25 protein-coding genes are annotated in these 26,974 nt (G+C 66.0%); 3 read left to right on the top strand and 22 right to left on the bottom strand.

The genetic code is table 11. The features are described from left to right. Window positions 1-28 precede the first annotated feature (28 nt). The 3 genes from paoC to paoA are packed head-to-tail and all read right to left on the bottom strand — an operon-like array spanning window position 29 to window position 3,822. Window positions 29-2,227 (bottom strand): aldehyde oxidoreductase molybdenum-binding subunit PaoC, encoded by a 2,199-nt coding sequence (paoC, locus tag ACGLHS_RS15965; protein WP_394481084.1) that lies wholly within the window; start codon window positions 2,225-2,227, stop codon window positions 29-31. Between the two features lie 3 nt (window positions 2,228-2,230). After that, window positions 2,231-3,181: an FAD binding domain-containing protein gene (locus tag ACGLHS_RS15960; RefSeq protein WP_394481082.1), complete on the bottom strand. Its 951-nt coding sequence runs from the start codon at window positions 3,179-3,181 to the stop codon at window positions 2,231-2,233. Continuing rightward, window positions 3,178-3,822 (bottom strand): aldehyde dehydrogenase iron-sulfur subunit PaoA, encoded by a 645-nt coding sequence (paoA, locus tag ACGLHS_RS15955; protein ID WP_394481080.1) that lies wholly within the window; start codon window positions 3,820-3,822, stop codon window positions 3,178-3,180. Before paoA ends, ACGLHS_RS15960 begins: the two co-directional genes overlap by 4 nt. Window positions 3,823-4,004: 182 nt before the next feature. Here paoA and ACGLHS_RS15950 point away from each other — a divergent pair, with 182 nt between their 5' ends. Further along, window positions 4,005-4,976, top strand: coding sequence for a LysR family transcriptional regulator (locus tag ACGLHS_RS15950; protein ID WP_394481078.1), 972 nt, complete (start codon window positions 4,005-4,007; stop codon window positions 4,974-4,976). Window positions 4,977-4,992: 16 nt separating this feature from the next. Here the strand turns inward: ACGLHS_RS15950 and gcvA are convergent, their stop codons facing one another. Further along, window positions 4,993-5,895, bottom strand: coding sequence for a transcriptional regulator GcvA (gene gcvA, locus ACGLHS_RS15945; protein ID WP_394481076.1), 903 nt, complete (start codon window positions 5,893-5,895; stop codon window positions 4,993-4,995). A 132-nt stretch (window positions 5,896-6,027) separates the two neighbouring features. Between gcvA and ACGLHS_RS15940 the strand changes: the two genes are divergently transcribed. Together ACGLHS_RS15940 and ACGLHS_RS15935 are read left to right on the top strand one after the other, a co-directional pair. Then, window positions 6,028-6,705 (top strand): FMN-dependent NADH-azoreductase, encoded by a 678-nt coding sequence (locus ACGLHS_RS15940; protein WP_394481074.1) that lies wholly within the window; start codon window positions 6,028-6,030, stop codon window positions 6,703-6,705. 241 nt (window positions 6,706-6,946) lie between these two features. Then, window positions 6,947-7,309 (top strand): hypothetical protein, encoded by a 363-nt coding sequence (locus ACGLHS_RS15935; protein ID WP_394481072.1) that lies wholly within the window; start codon window positions 6,947-6,949, stop codon window positions 7,307-7,309. A 52-nt stretch (window positions 7,310-7,361) separates the two neighbouring features. On the opposite strand, the gene ACGLHS_RS15930 is transcribed toward ACGLHS_RS15935, so the two are convergent. The 18 genes from ACGLHS_RS15930 to ACGLHS_RS15845 form a co-directional block, all read right to left on the bottom strand. Beyond that, a complete protein-coding gene (locus ACGLHS_RS15930; RefSeq protein WP_394481070.1) occupies window positions 7,362-8,267 on the bottom strand; it encodes an SDR family oxidoreductase in 906 nt (301 codons plus the stop codon). A 117-nt stretch (window positions 8,268-8,384) separates the two neighbouring features. Continuing rightward, window positions 8,385-9,323, bottom strand: coding sequence for a glutathione S-transferase family protein (locus tag ACGLHS_RS15925; protein ID WP_394481068.1), 939 nt, complete (start codon window positions 9,321-9,323; stop codon window positions 8,385-8,387). A gap of 55 nt (window positions 9,324-9,378) precedes the next feature. Further along, window positions 9,379-11,019: an isovaleryl-CoA dehydrogenase gene (locus ACGLHS_RS15920; RefSeq protein ID WP_394481066.1), complete on the bottom strand. Its 1,641-nt coding sequence runs from the start codon at window positions 11,017-11,019 to the stop codon at window positions 9,379-9,381. A gap of 41 nt (window positions 11,020-11,060) precedes the next feature. Continuing rightward, window positions 11,061-12,077 carry an NADP-dependent oxidoreductase gene (locus tag ACGLHS_RS15915; RefSeq protein WP_394481064.1) on the bottom strand — a complete coding sequence of 339 codons (1,017 nt, stop codon included), beginning with the start codon at window positions 12,075-12,077 and terminating at the stop codon, window positions 11,061-11,063. Between the two features lie 29 nt (window positions 12,078-12,106). Further along, the gene (locus ACGLHS_RS15910) at window positions 12,107-12,571 is read right to left on the bottom strand and encodes a PaaI family thioesterase (RefSeq protein WP_394481062.1); all 465 of its coding nucleotides are present in this window, start codon (window positions 12,569-12,571) and stop codon (window positions 12,107-12,109) included. A 354-nt stretch (window positions 12,572-12,925) separates the two neighbouring features. Then, on the bottom strand, window positions 12,926-13,720 hold the full coding sequence (locus ACGLHS_RS15905; protein ID WP_394481060.1) for an SDR family oxidoreductase: 795 nt from the start codon (window positions 13,718-13,720) through the stop codon (window positions 12,926-12,928). A 35-nt stretch (window positions 13,721-13,755) separates the two neighbouring features. Then, window positions 13,756-14,058, bottom strand: coding sequence for a Dabb family protein (locus ACGLHS_RS15900; protein WP_093240298.1), 303 nt, complete (start codon window positions 14,056-14,058; stop codon window positions 13,756-13,758). Between the two features lie 34 nt (window positions 14,059-14,092). Then, the gene (locus ACGLHS_RS15895) at window positions 14,093-14,338 is read right to left on the bottom strand and encodes a hypothetical protein (protein ID WP_394481057.1); all 246 of its coding nucleotides are present in this window, start codon (window positions 14,336-14,338) and stop codon (window positions 14,093-14,095) included. Beyond that, a complete protein-coding gene (locus ACGLHS_RS15890; RefSeq protein ID WP_394481055.1) occupies window positions 14,338-16,191 on the bottom strand; it encodes an acyl-CoA dehydrogenase in 1,854 nt (617 codons plus the stop codon). Before ACGLHS_RS15890 ends, ACGLHS_RS15895 begins: the two co-directional genes overlap by 1 nt. 51 nt (window positions 16,192-16,242) lie before the next feature. Then, window positions 16,243-16,698 carry a PaaI family thioesterase gene (locus tag ACGLHS_RS15885; RefSeq protein WP_394481053.1) on the bottom strand — a complete coding sequence of 152 codons (456 nt, stop codon included), beginning with the start codon at window positions 16,696-16,698 and terminating at the stop codon, window positions 16,243-16,245. 2 nt (window positions 16,699-16,700) lie between these two features. Then, complete coding sequence (locus ACGLHS_RS15880) at window positions 16,701-17,876, bottom strand: acetyl-CoA C-acyltransferase (protein WP_093240308.1); 1,176 nt, start codon at window positions 17,874-17,876, stop codon at window positions 16,701-16,703. Window positions 17,877-17,916: 40 nt separating this feature from the next. Beyond that, complete coding sequence (locus ACGLHS_RS15875; RefSeq protein WP_394481050.1) at window positions 17,917-19,392, bottom strand: M20 family peptidase; 1,476 nt, start codon at window positions 19,390-19,392, stop codon at window positions 17,917-17,919. 31 nt (window positions 19,393-19,423) lie between these two features. After that, window positions 19,424-21,529, bottom strand: coding sequence for a 3-hydroxyacyl-CoA dehydrogenase NAD-binding domain-containing protein (locus tag ACGLHS_RS15870; RefSeq protein WP_394481048.1), 2,106 nt, complete (start codon window positions 21,527-21,529; stop codon window positions 19,424-19,426). 237 nt (window positions 21,530-21,766) lie between these two features. Next, entirely contained in the window at window positions 21,767-22,462 is a 696-nt protein-coding gene (locus ACGLHS_RS15865) for an ABC transporter ATP-binding protein (RefSeq protein WP_394481046.1), read from the bottom strand. A gap of 1 nt (window position 22,463) precedes the next feature. Then, entirely contained in the window at window positions 22,464-23,234 is a 771-nt protein-coding gene (locus tag ACGLHS_RS15860) for an ABC transporter ATP-binding protein (RefSeq protein ID WP_093240318.1), read from the bottom strand. After that, window positions 23,231-24,571, bottom strand: coding sequence for a branched-chain amino acid ABC transporter permease (locus ACGLHS_RS15855; RefSeq protein ID WP_093240321.1), 1,341 nt, complete (start codon window positions 24,569-24,571; stop codon window positions 23,231-23,233). The genes ACGLHS_RS15860 and ACGLHS_RS15855 overlap by 4 nt, the downstream gene beginning before the upstream one ends. Before the next feature lie 4 nt (window positions 24,572-24,575). Further along, window positions 24,576-25,529, bottom strand: coding sequence for a branched-chain amino acid ABC transporter permease (locus tag ACGLHS_RS15850; RefSeq protein WP_394481043.1), 954 nt, complete (start codon window positions 25,527-25,529; stop codon window positions 24,576-24,578). Between the two features lie 79 nt (window positions 25,530-25,608). Further along, window positions 25,609-26,838 carry a branched-chain amino acid ABC transporter substrate-binding protein gene (locus ACGLHS_RS15845; protein ID WP_394481041.1) on the bottom strand — a complete coding sequence of 410 codons (1,230 nt, stop codon included), beginning with the start codon at window positions 26,836-26,838 and terminating at the stop codon, window positions 25,609-25,611. Window positions 26,839-26,974: the final 136 nt, after the last annotated feature.

Raw genomic sequence — 26,974 nt, 5'->3', positions numbered from 1 at the left:
AGAAAAAGAAAAAGCGCGGGCGGCAATGTCAGGCAGCCAGCGAAGGCATGTGGCCGATGAGCTTGTCGAGCATGACCGGGTAGTCGCGCACCCGCACGCCGGTCGCGTTGTAGACCGCGTTCGCCACGGCCGCGCCGACGCCGCACAGGCCCAGCTCGCCGATGCCCTTGGCCTTCATGGGCGACGACATGACGTCCGTTTCGTCCAGGAAGATCACGTCCTGGTGCGGGATGTCCGCGTGCACCGGCACTTCGTAGCCGGCCAGGTCGTGGTTGACGAAAAAGCCCAGCCGCGTATCGACTGCCAGCTCTTCCATCAATGCCGCGCCCACGCCCATCGTCATGGCGCCGATCACCTGGCTGCGCGCCGACTTGGGGTTGAGGATGCGGCCCGCCGCGCACACGGCGAGCATCCGGCGCACGCGCACCTCGGCGGTGAAGGCGTCCACCGCGACTTCGACGAAGTGCGCGCCGAAGGTCGATTGCTGGTACCTGGTGGTGAGGTCGCCGTATTCGATGGTGTCTTCGACCACGATGCCGCCCTCGCCGGCCACCGATGCGAGCGACAGGCTGCGCCCGCCGGCACGCACCATGCCGTCGGAGAAGGTCGCGCTGGCCGCGTCGAGCCCGGCGCGCTGCGACACGGTGTCGCGCAGCTTGACGCAAGCGGCATACACACCGGCGGTCGCGCTGTTGCCGCCCCACTGCCCGCCGGAGCCCGATGACACGGGAAAGGACGAATCGCCAAGCCGCACCACCACGCGATCGATCGGCACGCCCATCATTTCCGCGGCGGTCTGCGCGATGACGGTGTAGCTGCCGGTGCCGATGTCGGTCATGTCGGTTTCCACCGTCACCACGCCGCGCCCGTCGAGCCGCACGCGCGCACCCGACTTCATGACCATGTTGTTGCGGAAGGCGGCGGCCAGCCCCGTGCCGATCCACCAGCGCCCCTCGCGCCGCTGCGCGGGTTGGGCGCTGCGCTGCGCCCAGCCGAAACGCTGTGCGCCGGTGCGCAGGCACTCGATGAGCCGGCGCTCCGAAAAGCGGCGGTTCGGATTCGCAGGGTCGACCTGGGTGTCGTTCAGCACGCGGAATTCGACCGGGTCCATGCCGAGCTTCTCGGCCATTTCGTCGATGGCGATTTCCAGCGCCATCAACCCCGGTGCCTCGCCCGGCGCGCGCATCGCGTTGCCTTCGGGCAGGTCGAGCAGTGCGAGCCGCGTGCCGGTCAGGCGGTTTTCTCCGGCATAGAGCAATTGGGTCTGCTGCACCGCGTTCTCGGGCTTGCCGCCGACGAGGTTGCCCGACCAGCTCTCGTGCCCAATGGCCGTGATCCGGCCCTGTCGGGTCGTGCCGATGCGCACGCGCTGGATGGTTGCCGGCCGGTGCACGGTGTTGTTGGCCACCAGCGGCCGCTGCAGCGTCACCTTCACCGGTCGCTGCGCGATGCGCGCGCCGAGGGCGGCCAGCACGGTGTCGGCACGCAGGAACAGCTTTGCGCCGAAGCCCCCGCCGACGAACGGCGACACGAGGCGGACGTTGTCTTTTGCAATGCCGAGCGTCGTCGCCAGGTCGGAGCGGGTCCAGTCGATCATCTGGTTCGACGTCCAGACTGTGAGCTTGTCGCCATGCCACACCGCAGTCGAAGCGTGCGGCTCCATCATCGCGTGCGAGTGGTCGGGCGTGGTGTAGGTCTGGTCGAGCCGCACTTCGGCCTTGCCGAACGCGCCCGCGAAATCGCCGACCGTGCTGTTGCGGTCGGTGGTGCGCCGCTCGGTCGAGTCTTTCGCATCCGCCAGGTCGAAGGCACCGTCCGCGCGGACGTACTCGACGTGCAGCAACTGCGCGGCCGCCCTCGCCTGCTCGAAGCTTTCCGCGACGACGAGCGCGATGGCCTGGTGGTAGTGCTCGACCATCGGGCCGCCAAGCAGCCTCGCGGTATTGAATCGGCCCTTGTCGAGCTTGCCGACGTTCTCGGCGGTGACGATGGCGATCACGCCGGGCGCGGCCTTCGCGCGGCTCGCATCGATGGACGCGATGCGGCCCTTGGCAATCGCCGAACCGACGACGTAGCCGTAGGCCGCGTCGGGCGCCACATCGTGGCGCTCGTAGGCATAGGGCGCCGTGCCCGTGGTCTTGAGCTTGCCGTCGATGCGGTCCAGCGGCTGGCCGATCACCTTGAGCTGGTCGATCGGGTTGGTGGTGGCGGGTGTGTCGAATTTCATCGCTCAGCTCCTCGCGTCCGTCAGCACCGCATCGAGTGCGCGCTCGACCAGCGTCACCTTGAAGGCGTTCTGCGCGGTCGGCCGGGCGTCGGCGAGCAGCGCATCGGTGGTGGCCCTCGCGCCGCGCGGCAGCTCGCGCTCGGCGGCATCGACGCGCCACGGCTTGTGCGCAACGCCACCCAATGCGACACGGCCGGAGCCGTCGCGCTGCACGATCGCGGCCACCGAGACCAGTGCAAAGGCATACGACGCGCGGTCGCGCACCTTGCGATAGACATGCCGGCCGCCCACCGGGCTCGGCAACTGGACCGCCGTGATCAGCTCGCCCGGCTGCAGCGCGGTTTCGACGTTCGGCGTGGCGCCGGGCAGCTTGTGAAAGTCGGCGATGGGAATGGTCCGCCGCGCGCCGTCGGGGCGCATCGTCTCGATGCTCGCGTCGAGCGCGCGCATGGCGACGGCCATGTCGCTGGGGTGCGTCGCGATGCAGGCATCGCTCGCGCCGATCACCGCATGCTGCCGGCTGACCCCACCGATGGCCGCGCAGCCGCTGCCGAGTTGGCGCTTGTTGCACGCCTGGTAGGTGTCGTAGAAGTACGGGCAGCGGGTGCGCTGCAGCAGGTTGCCCGCGGTGGTCGCCTTGTTTCGCAACTGCGCCGAGGCACCCGCCAGCAAGGCGCGCGACAGCACGGCGTAGTCGCGCCGCACGCGCTCGTTCGCGGCAAGGTCGGTGTTGCGCACCAGCGCGCCGATGCGCAGGCCGCCGTCGGGCGTGCCCTCGATCTTGTCGAAGCCCAGGCCGTTGACGTCGATCAGGTGGGCGGGCGTTTCGATCTCCAGCTTCATCAGGTCCAGCAGGTTGGTGCCGCCCGCAATGAAGCGCGCGCCCGGTACGCGTACAGCCGCCGCGACGGCCTGCGCGGGCGATGCCGCGCGCTCGTAGGTAAAGGCCTTCATGCGTTCACCCCCGCCACTTCGGTGATCGCCTCGACGATGTTGCTGTAGGCACCGCAGCGACAGATGTTGCCGCTCATGCGCTCGCGAAACTCGACGCTCGACAGCGGCGGCTTCGCGCCCAGGTCTTCGGTGACGTGGCTCGGAATGCCCTGCGCGATCTCGCCCAGCATGCCCACGGCCGAGCAGATCTGTCCCGGCGTGCAGTAGCCGCACTGGTAGCCGTCGTGCTTGACGAAGGCGGCCTGCATCGGGTGCAGCTTGCCCGGCGTGCCCAGGCCTTCGATGGTCGTCACCTTCGCGCCCTCGTGCATCACGGCGAGCGTGAGGCACGAGTTGATGCGTCGGCCATCGAGCATCACCGTGCATGCACCGCACTGGCCGTGGTCGCAGCCTTTCTTGGTGCCGGTCAGGTGCAGGTGCTCGCGCAATGCGTCGAGCAAGGTCGTGCGGGTGTCGAGCGACAGGCGGTGCACCTTGCCATTGACGTTCAGCGTCACGGGCGAAAGCGCTGCGTCGCCGGCAGTGCGAGGCGGCGCAGCGATGGCTGGCGCGGCGGTCACCAGCGCCGGCACCGATGCGGTGGCCGCGCCCGCCTTCAGCAGGCAGCGCCGGGAAATCGTGAACTCATCGGGGGTTGTCATGTCGCGTCTGCTCCTTGGTCGATCGCATGCGCTGCGTGGGCACAGCGCCACGCGCAGGTGGCTGGCCAGCCCGGACGACCGGCAAGAACGGACTGTAGGTCTGCGCCCCCGGCGCGAATAGACCCCGCAACCTTGAAGGACTGGCAAGTTGCTGTTGATAATCGCCGGCGAAAGAGGTGCCCATGCCCATCAACGAACTGCGCTCCATCGCGACCTTTGCCAAGACCGCCGAGCTCGGCAGCCTGCGCCAGGCGGCCGCCGCACAGGGCATCACGCCGCAGGCGGCGAGCCAGGCGCTGGCCCAACTGGAGCAGCACCTGGGCGTGCGGCTGTTTCACCGCACGACGCGCAGCATGTCGCTCACCGACGAGGGCCGGCAGTTTCTCGAAGCCGCGCAGCCGTCGCTGGTCGGCCTGCAGCGCGCACTGAGCATGGCGCGCCAGGCCAAGGACGAAGTCGCCGGGCCCCTGCGCATCGTCGGCCCGCGCTCGACCTTCGCGCCGGTGCTGTGGCCGCTGCTCGACGAGTTCTGCCGCCTCTACCCGAACGTGCAACCCGACGTGCACCTGGACGACCGCATCGGCAACTGGGTGGAAGACCGCGTCGACGTGGGCTTTCGTGTGGGGCAATCGCCGGCCGAGGGCGTGATCGCGCGCAAGCTGTTTTCATCGCAGCTCATCATCTGCGGCGCACCGACCTACCTTGCCCGCCATGGTGCGCCCGACAGCCTCAATGCACTCGCCGCCCATCGCTGCAGCGCCTTTCGCCATCCGGGCACCGGCAGGGTGCTGCCGTGGTACGTGAAGGTGGAAGACGCCCGACTCGAGCATCACGTGGTGCCCGCGCTGTGCATCAACGACGAAGCGCTGGAAACCGAAGCCGTGCTGGCCGGGCACGTCCTCGGGCTGCTGACGGGCGTGATCGCCGCGCCGCACATCCGCGCCGGGCGTCTGGTGCCGCTGCTGACCCCTCACGTGGACGACCACTCCAGCACCTTCGTCTACTACGGAAGCCGCGTTGCGCAGCCCACGCGCGTCAGGGCCTTCATCGACCTGGCGGTGCAGCGCCTCGTGAACAACACGACCTACGTTTTGACGGCGAAGGAACTGCAGTCCGCCGAAGCGAAGGGGCGCAAGGCGCATCCGCGGCAGTGATGCCGCCGCGCGAGTTTCAAGCCGCAGCGCCCAGGGGCGACAACCCCCTCACCCACTCGAACACCGCCGCAACGGCAGGCTCGGAGCGCCGCGCCTCCGGGCACACCAGGTAGAACGGCAGGCCAGACAGCACGGGCCCGAAAGGCTGCACCAGATTGCCCGCGCGCAGTTCGTCCGCGATCAGCGCCAGGCCCATCAACGCCACGCCCTGCCCTTGCAGCGCGGCCGACACGGTGTGCGTTTCGTCGGAGAACACCGGCCCGGCCGACACGTCGAGGCCCGGCACCTGCGCCTGCTGCTGCCATTCGGCCCACGTACCCGGCGGGCTCTTGCTGCCGGGCAGCGCGAAATGCAGCAGCGTGTGCTTCGTCAGGTCGCTGCGGCGGCGCAGCTTGAGCGCGGGGCTGCAGGCCGGCGCGAAGGTGTTGTCGAACAGCTTCTCGGCCACGAGGCCCGGCCACTGGCCCTTGCCGTAGCGGATGGCGATGTCGGCCGTGATGCCGTCGAGCGCCACCGCTTCGTGCGATGCGTGAATGCGCAGGTCGAGCCGAGGGTGCTGCGCTCGCAAGGCGCTCACGCGCGGCAGCAGCCAGCGCGCCGCCACGGCCGGCGTGGTCGACAAGGTGATGGCCTGCCGCGCGGGTGGCGCACGCAGCCGCGCGACGGCGTTGGCCATGGCACTGAACGACTCGCTCAACACCGCCTGCAGTTCCCGGCCCTGCGGCGTGAGCACCAGTTGCCTCGGCTGGCGAACGAACAGCTGCACCCCCAGCGACTCTTCGAGCTGCCGCACCTGATGGCTGATGGCCGTGGGCGTGACCGACAGCTCGTTCGCCGCGAGCTTGGCGCTGCAGTGCCGCGCGGCGGCTTCGAAGGCGCGCAGCGCCGCGAGCGGAGGCAATGAATGAAGGGTGGCCATGGATGAATTAATTTTTCTGCAAGGCAAAGAAATCGTCGTTTGTGGCGGCTGTGATGCTTGGATAAATTTCAAACCGTGTCAAGCAAACAGATGAATTTCATTCACCCCATCAACCCATCCGAGGACCACGCCATGACCACCCTGCTCCACATCGACGCCAGCGCCCGCCCCGGCCTTTCGGGCTCCACCGAGCACGGCTCGCACTCGCGCCGCTTGAGCCACCGTTTTGTCTCGGCCTGGAAGGCCACCCGTCCGCACGACGAAGTGATCTACCGCGACATCGGCGCGAAGCCGCCCGGTGTGGTCACCGGCGAATGGATCGAGGCGGGCTACACACCCGAGGCACTGCGCGCGCCGTGGATGCATGGCGTGCTCGCCGAAAGCGACGCGTTGATCGCGGAGATCCGCCGGGCCGACGTGCTGGTGATCGGCACACCCATGTACAACTTCAGCATGCCGGCGCCGCTGAAGTCGTGGATCGACAACGTCGTGCGCATCGGCGCCACCTTCGACTTCGATCGCAGCCGCGAGAACCCCTATGTGCCGCTGCTGGCCGAGCGCGTACGGCGCACCGTGCTGCTCACTTCATGCGGCAGCAACGGCTACGGCCCCGGCGGCTTCCAGGCGCACATGGACCTGCTCACGCCGGGTGTCGCGACCCCGCTCGCGCTGCTCGGGCTCGACGAGCTTCACCGCGTGTCCATCGAACATGCGGAAGACCACGGCGACCTGCTCGATCAATCGATCGCTGTGGCGCTCGCGCGTGTCGATGCACTCGTGCATGAATTGCAGTCGGCTGCGCACGCCTGAAATGCAATTCGCGACAACAGTGCGAGGGCAATTGACAACACAGCCGGGGCATGTCGCCACGCGCATGCAAATGCGCCTTGTGCTCTCTCTTTCGTTGTGATGTCATGGGCTGTGCATTACAAATGCACACAAAAAGGGAGCCACAAGAAGAGAGAGAAAAGAAGGGCTCGAAATGACCAGGCATGACCTTCGTTCGCGCGTGTTCGCGACATTGGGATTCTTGTTTATGGGTGCGGCATCGTTGAGCGCCAACGCTGCAGACGGCACGATTCACTTCACGGGGGAGATCGTCGGCGCTCCGTATGAAATGCGGGTCGTCGCCAAGGCGCCCGCAGTCACGCACCGCGTGGTTGCGGCAAGCACCACCGAGGTGGTGTTCCTGCGGCAATGGGTGGACCGCCCCAGCGCCAGGGTTCGTGTCGATGCACTCGGTGGCCTGCCCCTGGCCACCGCATTCACCGACGCCAAGGGCCATCGAAACACCTTCGATCCGGCGGGCGAACAGCACGTGGGCCTCGATGGCGGCACGCTGTCGATCAAGCCGCAAGGCCAGCCACCGGCCGGCCGCATGGCCGGCGCGATGGTGACGGTCAGCTACAACTGACCAACTGAATCCGTGCCGCGCCTGGCGCGGCGTGGCTCAGCGTGGCTCGGCTTCAGGCCGAACGAAGCTGCTCGCGCAGCTTCTGTCCGATCTCGGGCCGCTCCAGGAACGGGTCGGCCGGGTTCGTGCCCGACACGATGTTCTCCATGCGGCTGCGCACGTTGCCCAGCGCCTTGGGGTGGCTGAACACGTAGAACTGGTTGGCCGTGATCGCCTCGAACACCTTGGCCGCCACTTCGGCGGCGGTGATCTTGCCGCTGCTCACCGCCTTGTTGCTCATGGCCTGGCCGATGAGCTGGCTCTTCGTGAGCTCCGAATCCTTCGGCGCGTTCGGACGGTTGCGCTCGCTGCTCGTGATGCCGGTGGGCACGAAGTACGGGCACAGCAGGCTCGCACCGATCTGGTCGGTCACGAGGTTCAGGTCCTGGTACATGGTCTCGGTGAGGCTCACGACCGCAGCCTTGGCCGCGTTGTAGATGCCCATGTTGGGCGGCGTGAGCAGGCCGGCCATGCTGGCGGTGTTGGTGATGTGGCCGCGATAGCTAGGGTCTTTGGCGGCCGCTTCGAGCATCATCGGCGTGAACAGGCGCACGCCGTGGATCACGCCCCACAGGTCGACGCCCAGCACCCACTCCCAGTCGGCGACGGTGTTTTCCCACACGAGGCCACCCGCGCCCACGCCGGCGTTGTTGAACACGAAGTGCGGCGCGCCGAAGCGTTCCTTGACGGCGGCGGCCAGTGCTTCCATCTGCGCGGCATCGGACACATCGACCTTGCGGGCCATCACCTGCACGCCGGCGGCTTCCATCTCGGCCTTGGCCTTGTCTAGTGCGTCCTGCTGCACGTCGACCAGCACGAGGTTCATGCCACGGGCAGCGCCGATGCGTGCGCACTCGAGCCCGAAACCCGAACCAGCGCCGGTGAGTACGGCGGTCTTGCCCTTGAAGTCCTGAATCATTTGCCGGTGTCCTTCTGTTGAATGTCTCTGACGTTGGAGCCGCTATTGAAATACGGAACGCGCGCGGGCGCAGTCACGAAGGTGCCCGCCACGCGCTGCGTTTTCGGTCACACCTTGTCAGGCCTCGGCCTTCTTCAGTACGTAGCCGATGCGCGGAAAGTGCACATGCACCGTGCCCGTGCGATCGCCGCTGCGCGCCAGCGTGTAGTGCGTGCGCGTGGCGGCGACCAGCGTGCCCGGCGTCTCTTCGAGGCCGAAGCTCTCGGCACGCACCGTGACGGCGCTGCCCAGCGGAATGCCGTGGTCGTCCTGGAAGGTGCTGTCGGTCAGCAGCGTGTGCGGCGTCGCGGCCTTGGCGACGGCGATGGCTTCGGCGGCGCTGAACTTCTCGGGTGCACCATGGCCGATGGCGGCCATGCGGTCCATCCAGTCGATCACCGCAGGCGTCAGGTCGAGGATGGTGCGCACCGACTCGATGCGGCGCGTGTACCAGAGCGGGTGGTAGGCCGAGAAGTCGGCGATGCAGGGGAATCCGCCCAGCAGGAAGGGCTTGTCGTCGAGCATGTCCGACAGGCGGCGCAGGTATGACTTGTAGGCGCTGGTGGCGTCGGCCGAACGCAGGCGCGTCATGTTGCCGGCGCTCATCTTGCCGCGGTCTTCGCCGAAGGCCTTGGCGGCTTCGGGCGGCGCCTTGGCGAACACTTCGGCCACGCCCTTGGGCTGCATGTTCCAGGCCATCGCGGCCCAGAACAACGTGGTGTCGGCCCACTGCGCCAGGATGCGCGACATGCCTTTTTCGGGCTCGGGGTAGAGCGTGGGCTCGGGCTGCAGGTGCTCCAGCACGTCGGCGATGAGCGCGCTGTCGCAATACATGTCGGCGCCGATCTGCAGGAACGGCGTCTTGCGGTAGCCGCCCGTGAGCACCTCCACATCGGGCTTGGGCATGATCGGCGGAATCAGGACCGACTTCCAGGGCAGCTTCTTGGCGCCGAGGATGAGCCGCACCTTCTCGGAGAACGGCGAGGTGGTGTAGTGGTGAAGGATCAGGTCGGCCATGTGGTGTTTTCCGTGAGGGGTTTGCTTGCTTCTGCGGGTGAATGTTCAGCGCGGCTCAACGAGGTTGCGCGCGCTGGATGATCGAATCGAAATCGGTGCCCGCGCCGAGCGTGCCGAAGGTCTGGCCCCAGTCGCCGCCAAGGCGTGAGTCGCAGAAGGCGCTGAAGACTGCGGCCGGTGCGGTCTGAACGAGCAATGCAGCCTGCACCGCCAGCGCCACGTCCTGTGCCAGACGGCGCGCCTCGACCTCGGAGGCCATCGCCTCGATGCGCGCGGGCAGCGCGTCGGCCAGACGGTCGAGCGCGGCATGCTGGCCGCGCGCGGGAGCCAGCTCTTTCGCGAGGCCGGCGACCGCATCGCCCTTGCGCAGGCCACGCAGCAGGTCGAGCGCCATGATGTTGCCGGCGCCTTCCCAGATCGAGTTGAGCGGCATCTCGCGATAGATGCGCGCCATGATGCCTTCGCCGCCCTCTTCCACGTAGCCGTTGCCACCGAGGCATTCCATCGCCTCCTGCGCGAAGTGGCTGCCGCGTTTGCAGATCCAGAACTTGGCGACCGGTGTGAGCAGGCGTGCCATCAGGCGTTCGTGTTCGTCGTCGGGGTGATCGAAGGCGCGGGCCAGGCGGATCGCGAGCGCGGTCGAGGCTTCGCTTTCAAGCGCGAGGTCGGCCAGCACGTTCTTCATGAGCGGCTGTTCGATCAGCGGCTTGCCGAAGGCGCTGCGCTGGCTGGTGTGGTTGAGCGCGATGCTCAGGGCCTGGCGCATCAGGCCGCTGGTGCCGAGTGCGCAGTCGAGCCGGGTCATCGTGCCCATCTCGAGGATCTGCGGAATGCCACGGCCCTCTTCGCCCACCAGCCATGCGGTGGCACCGTCGAACTCGACCTCGGAACTCGCGTTGGCCTTGTTGCCGAGCTTGTCCTTCAGGCGCTGGATGCGGATGGCGTTGCGCGCGCCATCGGGCAGCACGCGCGGAAGAAAGAAGCAGCTGAGCCCGGCGGGCGTTTGCGCCAGTACCAGAAAGGCATCGCACATCGGCGCCGAGAAGAACCACTTGTGGCCGGTGATCGCATAGCGCTCGCCCCAGGCATCGCTGCCGTCCCGCACGGCGCGCGTGGTGTTGGCGCGAACGTCGGAACCGCCCTGCTTTTCGGTCATGCCCATGCCCATGGTCACGCCGGGCTTGTCCTTGAACGATTTCAGCGCGGGGTCGTACCAGAGGCTGCCGAGCTTGGGGCCCCAGCCGGCGTACACGGCCGCATTGCCGCGCAGCGCGGGCGTGACCGCATAGCTCATCGAGATCGGGCAAAGAATCGATGGCTCCAGCTCGGTGAAGAGCATGAAGCCGGCCGCGCGCAGCACATGCGGCGAGGCCGACGTGCCGGTCCACGGCGTGCCGTGCAAGCCGGCACCCACGGCGGCCGTCATCAGCGCGTGGTAGCTGGGATGAAACTCCACCTCGTCGATGCGCCGCCCGAAGCGGTCGTGCGTGTGCAGTTCGGGCGTGTGGATGTTGGCAAGCCGCGCATGCATCTGCATGCCGGCCGAACCGAGGGTTGTGCCCAACTCCTGCAGCTGCGCAAGCTGCAACGCGGGCGCGTTGAACTTCAACGCATCGCGCAGGGGCCGGTTGGTGTCGAAGAGGTTGTAGTCCACCAGCGGTGCGGGCTGGTTGAACACCTCGTGCGTCATTTCCATATCCGGCCTCCTTGCCGTGCGTTCAGTTCATCTCATCTCATTCAGATCAGCTTGACCAACTGCTTGCCGAAATTCTTGCCCTTGAGCAAACCCAGGAAGGCTTCAGGGGCGGACTCGATGCCCTGCGCCACCGACTCGCGCGGCTTGAGCTTGCCGGTGGCAACCAGCGTGCCCAGCTCGGTCAGCGCCTCGGGCCACACTTCCATGTGCTCGCTGACGATGAAGCCTTCGATCTTCATGCGGTTGATGAGGATCAGCGCCGGGTTGGCGAGGGGCAGCGGCTGGCCGTCGTAGCCCGCGATCATTCCGCACAGCGCCACGCGTGCAAAGGCGTTGGCGCGCAGCAGCACGGCGTCGAAGATGTAGCCGCCGACGTTTTCGAAGTAGCCGTCGATGCCCTTCGGGCAGGCTTCCTTGAGCGCGGCGCTCATGCTCTTCACGTCGGGGTGCAGGCGGTAGTCGATGCAGGCGTCGAAGCCGAGTTCGTCGGTCACGTACTTGCACTTGTCCGCGCCGCCGGCAATGCCGACCACGCGGCAACCGCGCGCCTTGGCCAGCGCACCGAAGGCACTGCCGACCGCACCGCTGGCGGCCGTGATGACCACGGTTTCACCGGCCTTGGGTGCAATGATCTTCACGAGGCCGTACCAGGCCGTGACGCCAGGCATGCCGACTGCGCCGAGGTAGTGCGACAGCGCCACGTGCGTGGTGTCGACCTTCTTCAGCGCGCCGGGCTGCGAAGCATCGACCACGCTGTATTCCTGCCAGCCGCCGAAGCCGACGACCTTGTCGCCGACCGCGTACTTGGGGTGCTTGCTTTCGACCACTTCGCCCACGGTGCCGCCCTGCATCACGGCGCCGAGCGGCTGCGGTTGCGCATAGCTCTTGGCGTCGTTCATGCGGCCGCGCATGTACGGGTCGAGGCTCATGTAGTGGTGGCGCACCAGGACCTGGTTGTCCTTCAGTGCGGGCGTTTCGGCGGTCACCAGCTTGAAGTTGCTGGCGACGGCTTCGCCCTCGGGGCGGTTGTCGAGGTGGATCTGCTTGTTGGTGGGCATGGAAGTCTCCGGGGCAATCAATCAGTGAATCAATCGGTGGAAGGCGGACGCATCTCGTTGACGCTGGTGGGGCCGGTAGGCAGCCGGCGCTTCACGTACTTGAAGGTGCCGGTGGCATGGGCGCACACGCGTTCGTGTTCGTCGTAGATCTTGGCTTCGGTAAAAGCCAGCGTGGCGGTGCGATGGATCAGCGTGCCGCGCGCATGCAGCGGGCCGACCGAAGGCTGCATGAAGCTAGTCTTCATCTCGATGGTGACGACACCGGTTTCGGGCGCAACGCTGCGCGCCGCCGCGGCCATGGTGATGTCGAGCAGCGTCATGCAGGCGCCGCCGTGGGTCACGTCGAAGGTGTTGAGGTGCTCGGGCTTGGCGGTGTAGATGATCTCGGACTCGCCGTTCTCGAACTTCGTGAGCTCGAAGCCCAGGTGGCGGGCGAACGGAATCTGGCTCGTGTAGGAGCGAATGTTGATGTCGCTGGAATCAGATGTAGACATCTTGATGGGGGTCTGCTTGTTGAGTTACGGAAGGATTGTTCTTGCCACTGATTTCAGGGCGCGTGCGAATGACACCGGGTACTCCCCTCCGCGAATGTCCCCCGCTTCGCTCCTCCTTTATTTCGCTGCGGGGAGCACCCGGTGCCATTCGCACAGGGCACGCTGCTGGTATATCGCCGATCAACGACCGCTGCGCGCAACGCTCACGTCGATGGTGTGCTCCCCGCAGCGAAACAAAGGAGGAGGGGCGGTAGCCCGCAGGCCGGGGGACATTCGCGGAGGGGAGTACGCCGTCGGCGTGGGCGCCACCCCGAACAGCCACGCCCGAAATCACGCCCAGCCTATTGAAAAAACTCAGGCGCCGAGCACCACGCTGACACCGCCATCGACAGCAACCCACTGCCCCGTGATGTGCTTGCCGGCATCGCTCGCGTACAGCAGCGTGATGCCCTTCAGGTCTTCCTCGTCGCCCAAGCGGCCCAACGGCGCGGCTGCGGCCATGTTGTCCTCGCCGAGCGACTTGATCAGCCCCGCCGCCATCTTCGTCATGAAGAAGCCCGGGCAGATCGCATTCACGTTGATGCCGTACTTGCCCCATTCGGCCGCCAGCGTCTTCGTGAAGCCGATCACCGCCGTCTTCGAGGTGTTGTAGGCCAGCGTCTGCATGCCCGGGCCGTTCCCGTTCAGGCCGGCGATCGAGGCGATGTTGATGATGCGGCCCGTCTTCTTCGGGATCATGTAGCCCTTCGCGATCTGCTGCGACAGGATGAAATAGCCTCGCACGTTGAGGTTCATCACCTTGTCCCAGGCCTCGACCGGGTGGTTCTCGGCGGGTGCGCCCCAACTGGCGCCGGCGTTGTTGATGAGGATGTCGACCGCGCCCATGCGCTCCAGCGTCTCGTCGGCCAGTCGGCGGGTGTCTTCTTCCTTGGAGCAATCAGCGGCGATCCAGCGCGCGTCAATGCCGGCGGCCTGCAGCTCGGCGGCGGCCTGCTCCAGGTCGTCGGCCTTGCGCGAACTCAACATGATCTTCGCGCCGGCTTCGCCGAGTGCATGGGCCATCTGCAGGCCCAGGCCGCGCGAGCCGCCGGTGATGAGGGCGGTCTTGCCCGTGAGGTCGAAGAGTTTTTGAACGGTACGGGGGGTCATGGAATGTCTCCGGTGTGGAAGGTCGTCTGTCTGGCTCAGATCACGTAGTCCATGCATTGGCGGGCTTCGCGCACCGCGCCAATGAAGGGCTTCAGCGCCACGTGCTGCGGATGGTCCGCATAGGCCGCGAGCGCGGCGGCGTCGGTGAACTCCGAATTGAGGATCAGGTCGTAGGTCGCTTCAAGCCCTGGCTGGGCGATCACCACCTCGAACAGGCGCGTGCCGGGCGACAGCTTGGCGCAGGCGTCGAGCAGCGCCTTGGCCTTCAGCAGGTTGGTCGCCTTGTCGGCGCCCTCTGCGTGCTCCTTGAACTTCCACATCACGATGTGCTTGAGCATGGCGGTCCTTTGCGTTGCTTGCTGGATGGGTGGGTTACTTGTCGTTGAGCCGCGAGCGCACGTAGATGAGCACGAAGCCCACCAGCGTCACCAACCCGCCGGGCACCGCCATCGACCAGCCCAGAGCGGCATCGGTGCGACCGGTAGAAATCCCCAAAATCACGAGAAACAGCCCGCCGTAGATCAGGATCCAGATCCACTTCTCCAGCCGGGCATGCGGCTTGGGTGGCTTGACGGGGGTGTTGTTGTTGCTGGGGTTCGGCGGATTGGTAGTGGCCATCAGAAGGCGTCCTCGGGCAAAGCTGTACAGGTCGGGTCGCGGCTTTCGACCACGTTGAGCCATGCGCCGATTTTCGGCAGCTCGTAGTGGAAGAAATAGTCCGTGGCACCGATCTTGCCAGCTGTTACCGCCCTCGCCTTTTCGCTGTCGATCTCCAGGGCGCGCTGCGCCACGTCGAGCCAGATCCAGGCCAGCACCGTGTGGCCGAAAGCCTGCATGTACGGCACGGCGTTGGCCAGCGCGTCGGCCGGGTCGCCGGTGGACCATGCGGCCTCGGTGGCGCTGCCGATGCGCTGCAGCGCGGCACCCAGCGCCTTGGCGTTCGCCGCAAGCGCCGGCACCTTCGCCGCGCGGCCGATGGTGTCGGTGATGCGGCCGGCCAGCAGCTGCAGGCCCCGGCCCTTTTCCATCAGCACCTTGCGGCCCAGCAGGTCGGCCGCCTGGATGCCGTGCGTGCCCTCGTGGATCATGTTCAGGCGGTTGTCGCGCCAGTACTGCTCCACCGGAAAGTCGCGCGTATAGCCGTAGCCGCCGTGCACCTGGATGGCCAGTGAGTTGGCTTCCAGGCACCACTCGCTCGGCCAGCTCTTGGCGATGGGCGTGAGCACTTCGAGCAGCAGGCGCGCGTCGTCGGCAGCCTGCGCGTCGCCGGTTTTCTGTTCGTCGACCAGCCGGGCGCAATACAGCTCCAGCGCCAACGCGCCTTCGCAATACGCCTTCTGCGCGAGCAGCATGCGGCGCACGTCGGCGTGTTCGATGATGCGGACCTGCGGCGCGGCCGAGTCCTTGACGACGGCGATGCCTGCGGCTTCCGGCTTCTTCACCAGCCGGCCCTGCGGGCGGCTCTTGGCGTATTCGAGCGAGGCGTGGTAGCCCGCCATGCCGAGCATGGTGGCGGCCGTACCGACGCCGATGCGGGCCTCGTTCATCATGTGGAACATGCAGTGCAGGCCCTTGCCCGGCGCGCCGACCAGATAGCCGACAGCGCCCGCCTTGCCATCGACCGGGTACTTGCCCTCGCCGAAGTTCAGCAGCGTGTTGGTGGTGCCGCGCCAGCCCAGCTTGTGGTTCAGGCCCGCGAGCGCCACGTCGTTGCGCTCACCGGTGAGCTGGCCCTTGGTGTCCACCATCCGCTTGGGCACGATGAAAAGCGAAATGCCGCGCGTGCCCGGCACCAGCTTGCCGTTTTCGTCCGGGATCTTGGCGAGCACGATGTGCACGATGTTCTCGGTCAGCTCGTGGTCGCCCGACGAGATCCACATCTTGTTGCCCGTGAGCCGATAGCGCGGGCCCAGCGGATCGTTCTGGAAGTCGGCGCCATCGGGCACGGCGCGCGTGGCCACGTCGCTCAATGACGAACCGGCCTGCGGCTCCGACAGGCACATGGTGCCGGCCCAGCGGCCCGAAAACTCGTTCTTGGCGAACACCTCTTTCTGCATCTCGGTGCCATGCACCATCAGCAGGTTGGCGTTGCCGCTCGTGAGCATGTTCGAGCCGATGCTCACCGAGGCCATCGCGAAGAAGCTGTTGGCGGCGGCCGAGAGCGTGTACGGCAGCTGCATGCCACCGATGTCGTAGTCTTGCGCCGCGCTCATCATTCCCGATTCGACGAAGGCCTTGTGCGCGTCGTGCGTGGCCTTCGGCAAGACGACCTTCTCGCCGTCGAAATGCGGTTCTTGCGTGTCGACCGTGCGGTTGAACGGCGCGTACTTCTCGCGCGCGATGCGCTCGCAGGTGTCGAGCACCGCATCGAAGGTCTCGCGCGAGTGGTCGGCAAAGCGTTCGCGCTGGTTGAGCGACTCGGCATCGAGCCAGTCGTAGAGCAGAAAGTCGAGGGTGGAACGCAGGCTCATGATGATGTCGATTTCTTCGAGGGTTCTGTCTGCCGCCGCCTGGCGGCCAATCTATCGCTCCGGCAGCTTCGCGATGGTGCCCTGCGCCAGTGCACAGAGCTTTTCAACGCCGTCCTTCACCACGAACACCTCGCAGGCGCAGACGGCCTGCGAGCTGCCCGAATGGACCGTCCGGGCACGCGCGACCAGCCGCTCGCCGAGGGCGGGCCGCACGTAGTTGATCTTGAATTCGGAAGTCACCACCGGCACGCGCAATGCGCTGCCGCCGGCGAAGGTCAGTGCGTTGTCGGCCATGTAGCTGACGATCCCGCCATGGGCGAAACCGTTCTGTTGCTTCAGCTGCGCGGAAAGCGGCAGCTGGATCTCGGCATGGCCCGGCGACAGCGCATGAAGCTCTGCGCCGATCAGCACGCTGAACGGCTGCGCGGCCAGAACGCCGCGCCCGTATGCGAGAACGGCCAGGGCGGCTTCGGGCGAGACCTCCTGGTCGTGGCCCAAGCCGGCCATGATTACAAGACCTCGAAGACGCCCGCGGCGCCCATGCCGCCGCCGATGCACATCGTGACCAGCACCTTCTTGGCGCCACGGCGCTTGCCTTCGATGAGCGCGTGGCCCGTCAGGCGCTGGCCGCTCACGCCGTAGGGGTGGCCCACGGCGATGGCGCCGCCGTCCACGTTCAGGCGGTCGGCCGGAATGCCGAGCTTGTCGCGGCAGTAGATCACCTGCACGGCGAAGGCTTCGTTCAGCTCCCACAGGTCGATGTCGTTGACCGTGAGGCCCAGGCGCTTGAGCACCTTGGGAATCGCGAAGACCGGGCCGATGCCCATTTCGTCGGGCTCGCAACCGGCCACGGCAAAACCGAGGAAACGGCCGAGCGGCTTCAGGCCCTTCTTCTCGGCGTACTTTTCTTCGACCAGCACGCAGGCGCCGCCGCCGTCCGAGAACTGGCTGGCATTGCCGGCCGAGATCAGGCCGCCGGGCAGTGCCGAGCGGATGCCGCTGATGCCTTCCTTGGTGGTGCCGGCGCGGATGCCTTCATCGTTCTCGATGGTGACTTCCTTGGTGCGCAGGCCCAGCACCGGGTCGGCCACGCCGGCCAGCACGGTGATGGGGGCGATCTCGTCCTTGAAGCGGCCGGCTTCCAGCGCGGCGGTGGCCTTCTGCTGGCTGGCTGCGCCGTATTCGTCCATGGCGTCGCGACCGATGTTGTAGCGCTTGGCGACCTGCTCGGCCGTCTGCAGCATGTTCCAGTAGATCTCGGGCTTGTGCTTCACGAGCCAGGGGTCGGCCAGCATGTGCTTGTTGGCTTCGTTCTGCACGCACGAGATGCTCTCGACGCCGCCGGCCACGTACACCTCGCCTTCGCCCGCGATGATGCGTTGCGCAGCGGTGGCGATGGTCTGCAGGCCCGACGAGCAGAAGCGGTTGATGGTCATGCCCGAGGTGGTGACCGGGCAGCCGGCGCGCAGCGCGATCTGGCGCGCGATGTTGGAGCCGGTGGCGCCTTCGGGCGTGGCGCAACCCATGATGACGTCATCGACTTCGGCGGCTTCGATGCCGGCGCGCGAGATGGCGTGCTGAACGGCGTGGCCGCCGAGCGTGGCGCCGTGCGTCATGTTGAAGGCACCCTTCCAGCTCTTCGCGAGCGGCGTGCGGGCGGTGGAAACAATGACGGCGCTGGTCATGGTGAGGTCCTTTGAAGATGGAAGGGAAAGAAGGTTGTCGTCATGGCGCCGGAGCAGCGTTGGTGTTGCTCAGGAGCTGGTGATAGAAGCCGATCATCTCGCCGTAGTTGGAGACGGCCAGGCGTTCGTTGTTGCCGTGGAAGCGCGCGAGGTCTTCGCCCTTCGCGCGAAACGGCGAGAAGCGGAAGACGGCATCGCTCACGAGGCTGAAATGGCGCGAGTCGGTGGCGGCGGTCATGAGGCCGGGGGCCACGATGGCGTCGGGGAAAGTCTGGCGCACCGCCTGCTGGATCGCGCGGTAGCCGGTGCTGTCGGTCGACGACACGGGCGACGGCTCTGCGTTGCCGGGGTACTGCTTGATCTTGATGTCGTCGTTGGCCAGCGCCTTGCGCAGGTGCGCCTCGACGCTCGCGATGGTGTCGCCCGGCAGGATGCGGAAGTTGACGGCAGCCTCGGCACGGCCGGGCAGCACGTTGTCTTTATTACCGGCGCGCACGATGGTCAGTGCGGTGGTCGTGCGCAGCATGGCGTTGCTGCTCGGGCTCTTTTCAAGTTGGCCGCGCACCAGTGGCTCGGTGAGCCACAGGTTGGACAGCATCACGCGGTTGATGCCGCTCATCTCGGGCGCCAGCGCGCCGAACATCTGGCCGGCCACGCCACTGATGCCACCGGGCATGGGGTTGGCTTCAAGCCGTGCCAGCGCCGCGCTCATGCTGCCGATGGCGCTGTGCTGCGGCGGCATCGACGAATGGCCGGGGGCGGTGTCGAGCGACAGGAAGAAAGTGCCGTAGCCCTTCTCAGCCAGGCCGATGAGCGCCGCGGGCTTCGAGAGGCCGGGCAGCACGCCGTCGAGCACCAGCAGGCCTTCGTCGAGCACCCAGTCCAGGCGCACGTTGCGCGACTTGAGCAGTTCGGCAATCGGCAGCGCACCGCGCAGGCCGCTCACTTCTTCGTCGTCGCCCATCACGAGGTAGACGGTCTGCCTGGGCTTGAAGCCGCTGCCGATCAGAAGCTCGATGGCTTCCATCTGCGCGAAGAGATTGCTCTTGTTGTCGAGCGTGCCGCGGCCCCAGATGAAGCCGTCCTTGATCTCGCCGCTGAAGGGGTCGACCGTCCACGCTTTCTCGGTGCCGGGAGCGATGGGCACCATGTCCTGGTGCGCCATCAGCGCGATCGGCTTGGCGTTCGGATCGGTGCCAGTCCATGTATAGAGCAGCGCCTTGTTGCCCACCACTTCCCGCTTCAGGGTGGCGTGGACCTTGGGGAACTGCTGTTCGAGGTAGGCATGCAGCTTGTCGAACTCGGCCGCGTTGGCGGCCGGGTCGTCCATGCCCGACACCGTGCGGAACGTGATCGCCGTGGACAGCCGCTTGGCGGCTGCCTGCAGGTCGAAGTCCAGCTTGGGTGCGGGCGCCACCGCCAGTTGCTGCGATGGCGTGGTCCAGGTCTTGACCGCCACGACGGCCACCAGCAAGACGATTGCCAGCAGCAGCCCGAGAAAAATGCGTTTCAACATTGGCGGTCGGTGTCCTGTCTTTGCGTCGGTATCAGGCGAACTGCTTGCCTTCGGCGACCAGCTTCTGGATCAGCGGTGCGGGCTGCCAGAACTCGGCGTCGTCGCGCGGGTTCTTGGCAAAGCGCTTCATCGACTCGGCCACGTTGTACAGGCCGACTTGCGATGCGTAGTGCATCGGACCGCCGCGCCAGATCGGGAAGCCGTAGCCGGTGAGGTACACCATGTCGATGTCGCCCGACTTCGAGGCAATGCCGTCTTCGAGGATGTGCGCGCCTTCGTTGACCAATGCGTACACCAGGCGTTGCACGATTTCCTCGTCGGAAATCTTGCGCGGCGTGATGCCCAGCTCCTTGCGGTGGTCTTCGATCATCTTGTTGACGAGTTCCGACGGAATCGCATCGCGCTTGCCGGCCTGGTAGTCGTACCACCCTGCCCCGGTCTTCTGGCCGAAGCGGCCCAGTTCGCAGAGCTTGTCGGCCGTGCGGCTGTACTTCATGTCGGCGCGCTCGGTGGCGCGGCGCTTGCGAATGGCCCAACCGATGTCGTTGCCGGCCAGGTCGCCCATGCGGAACGGGCCCATGGCAAAGCCGAACTTCTCGATGGCCTTGTCGACCTGCTGCGGCAGCGCGCCTTCGTCCAGCAGGAAGCCGGCCTGGCGCGAGTACTGCTCGATCATGCGGTTGCCGATGAAGCCGTCGCACACGCCCGAGACCACCGAGGTCTTCTTGATCTTCTTGCCGATGGCCATGACCGTGGCGAGCACGTCCTTGGCGGTGGCCTTGCCGCGCACCACTTCAAGCAGCTTCATCACGTTGGCCGGGCTGAAGAAGTGCATGCCGACCACGTCCTGCGGACGCTCGGTGAAGGCGGCGATCTTGTCGACGTCGAGCGTCGAGGTGTTCGAAGCCAGGATCGCGCCCTTCTTGGCGACGCGGTCGAGTTCCTTGAAGACCTTTTCCTTGACGCCGATTTCTTCGAACACGGCTTCGATGATGAGGTCGGCGTCCTTCAGGTCGTCGTAGCTCAGCGTGGTGCTCAGGAGCGCCATGCGCTGCTCGTACTTGTCCTGCTTGAGCTTGCCCTTCTTGACCTGGGCTTCGTAGTTCTTCTTGATGGTGGCCACGCCGCGGTCGAGCGCTTCCTGCTTCATCTCGAGGATCTTGACGGGGATGCCCGCGTTCAGGAAGTTCATCGAGATGCCGCCGCCCATGGTGCCGGCGCCGATCACGCCCACGGCCTTGATCTCGCGCTTGGGCGTGTCTTCGGGCACGTCGGGGATCTTGCTCGCGGCGCGCTCGGCCATGAACAGGTGGCGCAGCGACAGCGATTCGGGCGTGAACATCAGCGCAGTGAAGAGGCGCCGTTCTTCGGCCATGCCGTCTTCGAACTTCATCTTGGTGGCGGCTTGCACGGCCTCGATGCACTTCAGCGGTGCCGGGTAGTTCTTCGACATGGCGCCGACCATGTTCTTGGTGAACTGGAAGTAGGCATCGCCTTGCGGGTGCTTGCACGGCAGGTTGCGCACCAGCGGCAGCGCCTCGCCGGTCTTGCCGGCCACGCCCTTGGCGAAGGCCACGGCTTCCTCGAACACCGATTCAGCCGATGCGGCCAGCTTGTCGAACAGCTTCTGGCCGGGCAGGCTGGCCAGCACTTCGGAGCGCACGGCTTCGCCGCTCACGATCATGTTCAGTGCGGTTTCCACGCCGAGCACGCGCGGCAGGCGCTGCGTGCCGCCGGCGCCGGGCAGCAGGCCCAGCTTGACTTCGGGCAGTGCCACGGCGGTGCCGGGTGCGGCCACGCGGTAGTGGCAGCCCAGGGCCAGTTCGAGGCCGCCGCCCATGCACACCGAGTGGATGGCAGCGACGATGGGCTTGGGCGAAGCTTCGAGCGCCAGGATCACGCTCAGCAGGTTGGGCTCTTGCAGCGCCTTGGGCGTGCCGAATTCCTTGATGTCCGCGCCGCCCGAGAACGCCTTGCCGGCGCCCGTGAGGACGATGGCCTTGACGGCGTCGTCGGCATTGGCCTTGGCCAGCCCATCGGTGATGCCGATGCGGGTCGAGAAACCGAGACCGTTGACCGGAGGGTTGGTCAGTGTGATCACGGCGACATCGCCGAGCACTTTGTATTCAGCCGTCATGCTGCGTTCCTTGGTGTGTGAAGAAAAAGAAGAAAAAGCACGAGTGTTCTTTTTCGGGGGATTCTAGGCGTTTGTGGCGACGCAACAATGGCACGCAGTCGCTGTCGAGACAAGCCCTTCGTGCGGAGGGCGGGACTTTCGGGGAACACCGCGGAACCGGCTTTGCCGGGCCGCTGGTGTTGCCCCCTGCAAGGGGGTTGGCGTAGCGACACGAAGTGCGCGAAGCCTGGGGGTTTGCTAAACCTCCAGCCACTCCTTGCGAGTGGTGGCGTCGGCACGCAGGCTGTCGGGCGTGCCGTCGAACACGATGCTGCCGTGGCCCATGACGAGCGCGCGGTCGGAGATCTGCATCGCGATGGTGAGCTTCTGCTCGATCAGCAGCACCGAGATGCCCTTGTCCTTCAGCGTGCGCAGGTACTGCCCCACCAGCTCGACGATCTTGGGCGCGAGGCCCTCGGTCGGCTCGTCGATGATGATGAGATCGGGGTCGCCCATCAGCGTGCGGCACAGCGTGAGCATCTGCTGCTCGCCGCCCGAGAGCACGCCCGCCTCGGTGTGCTGGCGCTCCTTCAGGCGCGGGAACATGCCGTACATGTCGTTGAACGACCAGCGGCTGCCCTTGCCCGAGCCCTTCTGCCCCAGCAGCAGGTTCTGGTGCACCGTGAGCTTGGGGAAGATGTCGCGGTTCTCGGGCACGTAGCCGATGCCGAAATGCGCGATCTCGTAGGCCTTGCGGCGCAGGATGTCCTGGCCCTTCCAGTGCAGTCCGCCCTCGGCATGCACCAGGCCCATGATGGCCTTGGCGGTGGTCGAGCGGCCCGAGCCGTTGCGGCCCAGCAGCGCGACGATCTCGCCCGGGTTCACGTCGAAGGAAACGCCATGCAGCACATGGCTCTTGCCGTAGTAGGCGTGGATGTCTTGAAGCTTCAGCATGTCAGTGTCCTGCCCCTTGTGCGTCGGCAACCGAGGAGCCCAGATAGGCCTCCTGCACGCGCGCATTGGCACGCACGGCCGCGGGCGTGTCGAAGGCAATCACTTCGCCATACACCACCACCGCGATCTTGTCGGCCAGGCCAAAGACCACGCCCATGTCGTGCTCGACCGTCAGCAGCGTCTTGCCGACCGTGACGTGCTTGATGAGCGAGATGAAATGCGAGGTCTCGGTCTTGCTCATGCCGGCCGTGGGCTCGTCCAGCAAGATGACGCTGGCGCCGCCCGCGATGGTCACGCCGATCTCGAGCGCGCGCTGTTCGGCGTACGTGAGGTTGACCGCGTGCACGTCGCGCTTGCGCTCCAGCCCGATCTGGCGAACCAGCTCTTCGGTGCGCGCATTGGCGTCGTCCAGGTTCGAGAGAAAGCGCAGGAAGGTGTACTTGTAGCCCAGGCTCCACAGCACGCCGCAGCGCAGGTTCTCGAAGACGGTGAGCTTCGGAAAGATGTTGGTGATCTGGAAGCTGCGCGACAGGCCCAGCCGGTTGATCTCGTACGGCTTCATGCCGTCGATGCGCTGGCCGTTCAGCAGCACCTCGCCGCTGGTGGGCGCAAGGCGCCCGCTGATCAGGTTGAACAGCGTGGACTTGCCCGCGCCGTTCGGCCCGATGATGGCCACGCGCTCGCCCGCCGTCACCGCCAGGTCGACGCCACGGATGATGTCGGTCTTGCCGAAGCTCTTTTTCAGGCCCTTGAGTTCGAGTGAATAGCTCATGCCGTCTCCCGCCGCTTGATCTCGGCTTCAATTTCTTCTTGTGCCTGACCCCACACCCGCGCAAAGCGACGGCGTACGACCTCGAAGATGCCCAGGCCCACCACAAGCAACGCGGCGGCAACGACCCAGCTCGTGGCCGACGCGGTGTCCAGCGTGAGGCCCGCGAACGGCACGGTCGAGCCGAGCGCCGCGTTCAGCTGCATGTGATAGATCATCTCGACGATGGCCGCGGCGCCCGCCAGCATGATGGCCGCGCCGATGAACAGGCCCACGTAGAGCAGGTAGAAGCGCTTGATCTTGCCGAACAGCGCCACGCGCACGTTCATCATGATGAGGCTGGCCACGCCGCCCGGCGCGAACATCACCATCAGCAGGAACACCAGGCCCACGTACAGCAGCCAGGCCTTGCTGAGTTCGGACAACAGCACCAGCGCGAACACCAGCAATGCCGCCCCGATGATCGGCCCGAAGAAGAAGGTGGCGCCACCCAGGAAGGTGAACAGCAGGTAGCTGCCCGAGCGCAGCCCGTTCAGGCTGTCGGCCGCGTTCACGATCTCGAAGTTGATGGCCGCCAGCCCGCCGCCGATGCCCGCGAAGAAGCCCGCGATGATGAAGGCGAAGTAGCGCACGCGCTGCGTGTTGTAGCCGATGAACTCGACGCGCTCGGGGTTGTCGCGCACCGCGTTCAGCATGCGTCCGAGCGGCGTGCCGGTAAAGGCGAACATCAACCCGGTGCAGATGAAGCAGTACACGGCGATCAGGTAATACACCTGGTTCTGCGGCCCGAAGTTGATGCCGAAGAACGACGCGCCGTACACGCGGTTGGTGGTGATGCCGCCTTCGCCGCCGAAGAAGCTGGGGAACATCAGCGCCATCGCGGCCACCAGCTCGCCGAGGCCGAGCGTGATCATCGCGAAGGTGGTGCCCGACTTCTTGGTCGACACGTAGCCGAACACCATGGCGAAGAACATGCCGCCCAGGCCGCCCACGAGCGGAATGAGCACCAGCGGAATCGGCAGCTTGCCGGCGCCGGCCAGGTTCATCGCATGAATGGCGATGAACGAGCCCAGGCCCACGTACACCGCATGCCCGAAGCTGAGCATGCCGCCCTGCCCCAGCAGGATGTTGTAGCTCAGGCAGATGATGATGAGGTAGCCGATCTGCGAGAGCATGGTCAGCGCCAGGCTGCTGGTGAAGATCATCGGCGCGACGATCAGCAGCACGGCGAACAGCGACCAGATCAGGATGCGGCCGATGTTCAGCGGCTTGAAGCGGTAGTACCGCGTGGGCGTCGGATTGGGTGCCGACGTCGGTGTCGTTGTGGTTGCAGCGGTCATGGCGTCAGTCCTCCCGGGTTCCGAGAAGACCCTTGGGCCTGAAGATGAGGATCAGCACCAGGAACAGGTACGGAAGAATGGGCGCCACCTGCGAGATCGTGAGCTTGAGCAGCTCGTAGCCGAAGGTCTGGTCGGTCACGGCCACACCCAGGGCCTGCAGCCCGGTCGCGAGCGACTGGTCCATGGCCACGGCGAAGGTCTGCACCACGCCGATGATCAGCGACGACAGGAAGGCACCAGCCAGCGAGCCCATGCCGCCGACCACCACCACCACGAAGATGATGGAGCCGACCGAACCCGCCATGGCCGGCTCGGTGACGTAGGTGTTGCCGCCGACCACGCCCGCCAGGCCGGCGAGCGCGGCGCCGCCGCCGAACACCAGCATGAACACGCGCGGCACGTTGTGGCCCAGCGCCTCGACCATGTCGGGGTGCTTGAGCGCCGCCTGGATGACCAGCCCGATGCGCGTGCGCGTGAGCAGCAGCCACACCGAGATCAGCATCAGCACCGCCACCAGCATGATGAACGAGCGCGACTTGGGGAACTGCGTGCCGTACAGCGAGAAGAGCGGGCCCTGCAGTGCCGCCGGCAGGCCGTACGGCACCGTGGAACGGCCCCAGACCAGCTGCACGATTTCAAGGATCAGGTACGAAAGACCGAAGGTCACCAGCAGCTCGGGCACGTGGCCGAACTTGTGGACGCGGCGCAGGCAGTAGCGCTCGAAGGCCGCCCCCAGCACGAACACCAGCAGCGGCGCAATGAACAGCGCGGGCCAGAAGCCCAGGATGCCCGACAGCGTGTAGGCGAAATAGGCGCCCAGCATGTAGAAGCTGGCGTGCGCGAAGTTGAGCACGCCCATCATGCTGAAGATCAGCGTGAGGCCAGAACTCAGCATGAACAACAGCAAGCCGTAGCTGACGCCGTTGAGCAGCGAGATGACGAAGAATTCGACGTTCATCGGTCTTTCGTGTCGGTTGAAAAAGAAAAAGGCCCGAGTGTTGAAGTCGGGCCTCGACCGCGTTAGCGTGCTGCCTGACTCAGGGCCGCTTCATCTGGCACGTGGTGGGCGTGCTGGCCACGTAGGCGTCGTAGTACTTCACCGGTGCCAGCGTGTAGCCGGTGTTCTCCGGGCTGTACGGGTACTTGGCGCTGGCCTTCTCCCAACGGGCGATGTACAGGCCCTGCTGCAGCTGGTGGTCGGTCTTGCGCAGTTCGACGTCGCCGTTGAAGCTCTTGAACTTCATGCCTTCGAGCGCCGCCGTCACCTTGACCACGTCGGTCGACTTGGTCTTGACGAAGGCTTCGGTCAGGGCCTGGAACACGGTGTAGGCATCGGTCGTGTAGATGTCGTCGTTGAACTTCTTCTTGAAGTCCTCGGCGTACTTCTGCATCTCGCCGCCCATGTTGTAGTGGGCATAGCCGACCTGGAACACCTTGCCATCGGACGCGGCGCCCATGGCGGTCGGCGTGCCGCTGGTCACGGCGTAGTAGGTATAGAACTTGACGTTCAGGCCCGAGTCGTTCGCGGCCTTGATGAGCAGCGCGAGGTCGGAGCCCCAGTTGCCGGTGATGACGGTGTCGGCGCCCGAAGCCTTGATCTTGGCGATGTAGGGCGAGAAGTCGCGCACCTGTGCGAGCGGATGCAGGTCGTCGCCGACGATCTGGACGTCGGGGCGCTTGTGCTTCAGGTCTTCCTTGGCGTACTTGGAAACCTGCTGGCCGTGGGCGTAGTTCTGGCCAATGATGTAGACCTTCTTGATGTCCGGCTGGTCCTTCATGTAGGTGGTCAGCGCTTCCATCTTCATCGACGTGTCGGCGTCGAAGCGGTATTGCCAGTAGCTGCACTTGGCGTTGGTCAGCTCGGGGTCGACCGCGGCGTAGTTCAGGTACAGCGCTTCCTTGCCCGGATTGCGCGCGTTGTTCTTCTCGAGCGCATCGATGATCGCGAGCGCGGGGCCGGAGCCGTTGCCCTGAACGATGTAGCGTGCGCCCTGGTCCATGGCCGAGCGCAGTGCGCTGGTGGTTTCCTGCGGGCTGAGCTTGTTGTCGATCGCGATGATCTCGAACTTCACGCCGGCCGCGTTCTTCTTGTTGAATTCTTCGGCAAAGAACTGGAAGGTCTTGAGTTGGTTCGTTCCCACCGCAGCCATCAGGCCCGACAGCGGGTCGATCCACGCGATCTTGACGGTTTCACCCTTCTGGGCAAGCGCGCCGGTGGCACTTGCCGCGAGAACGGCTGCGGTAACGATCTTCAGAGCGAACTTCAATCTATATCTCCTGGTCAAACCGATTCAAAAGGCCTCACGAGAGTACAAGCGTTCGCAGCCCCTCCCCTCAGGGAATGCCCGTAAGGGAGGCGCCTCGAAGGCCCGTTTCTATCGCGCAGGCGACACCGCATTTCTC

The sequence above is a fragment of the Variovorax sp. VaC1 genome (assembly GCF_043658315.1).
Lineage (GTDB): Bacteria > Pseudomonadota > Gammaproteobacteria > Burkholderiales > Burkholderiaceae_C > Variovorax.
Note: the sequence above shows the minus strand (reverse complement) of the source record. Positions and strands in the feature narration are given on the sequence as shown.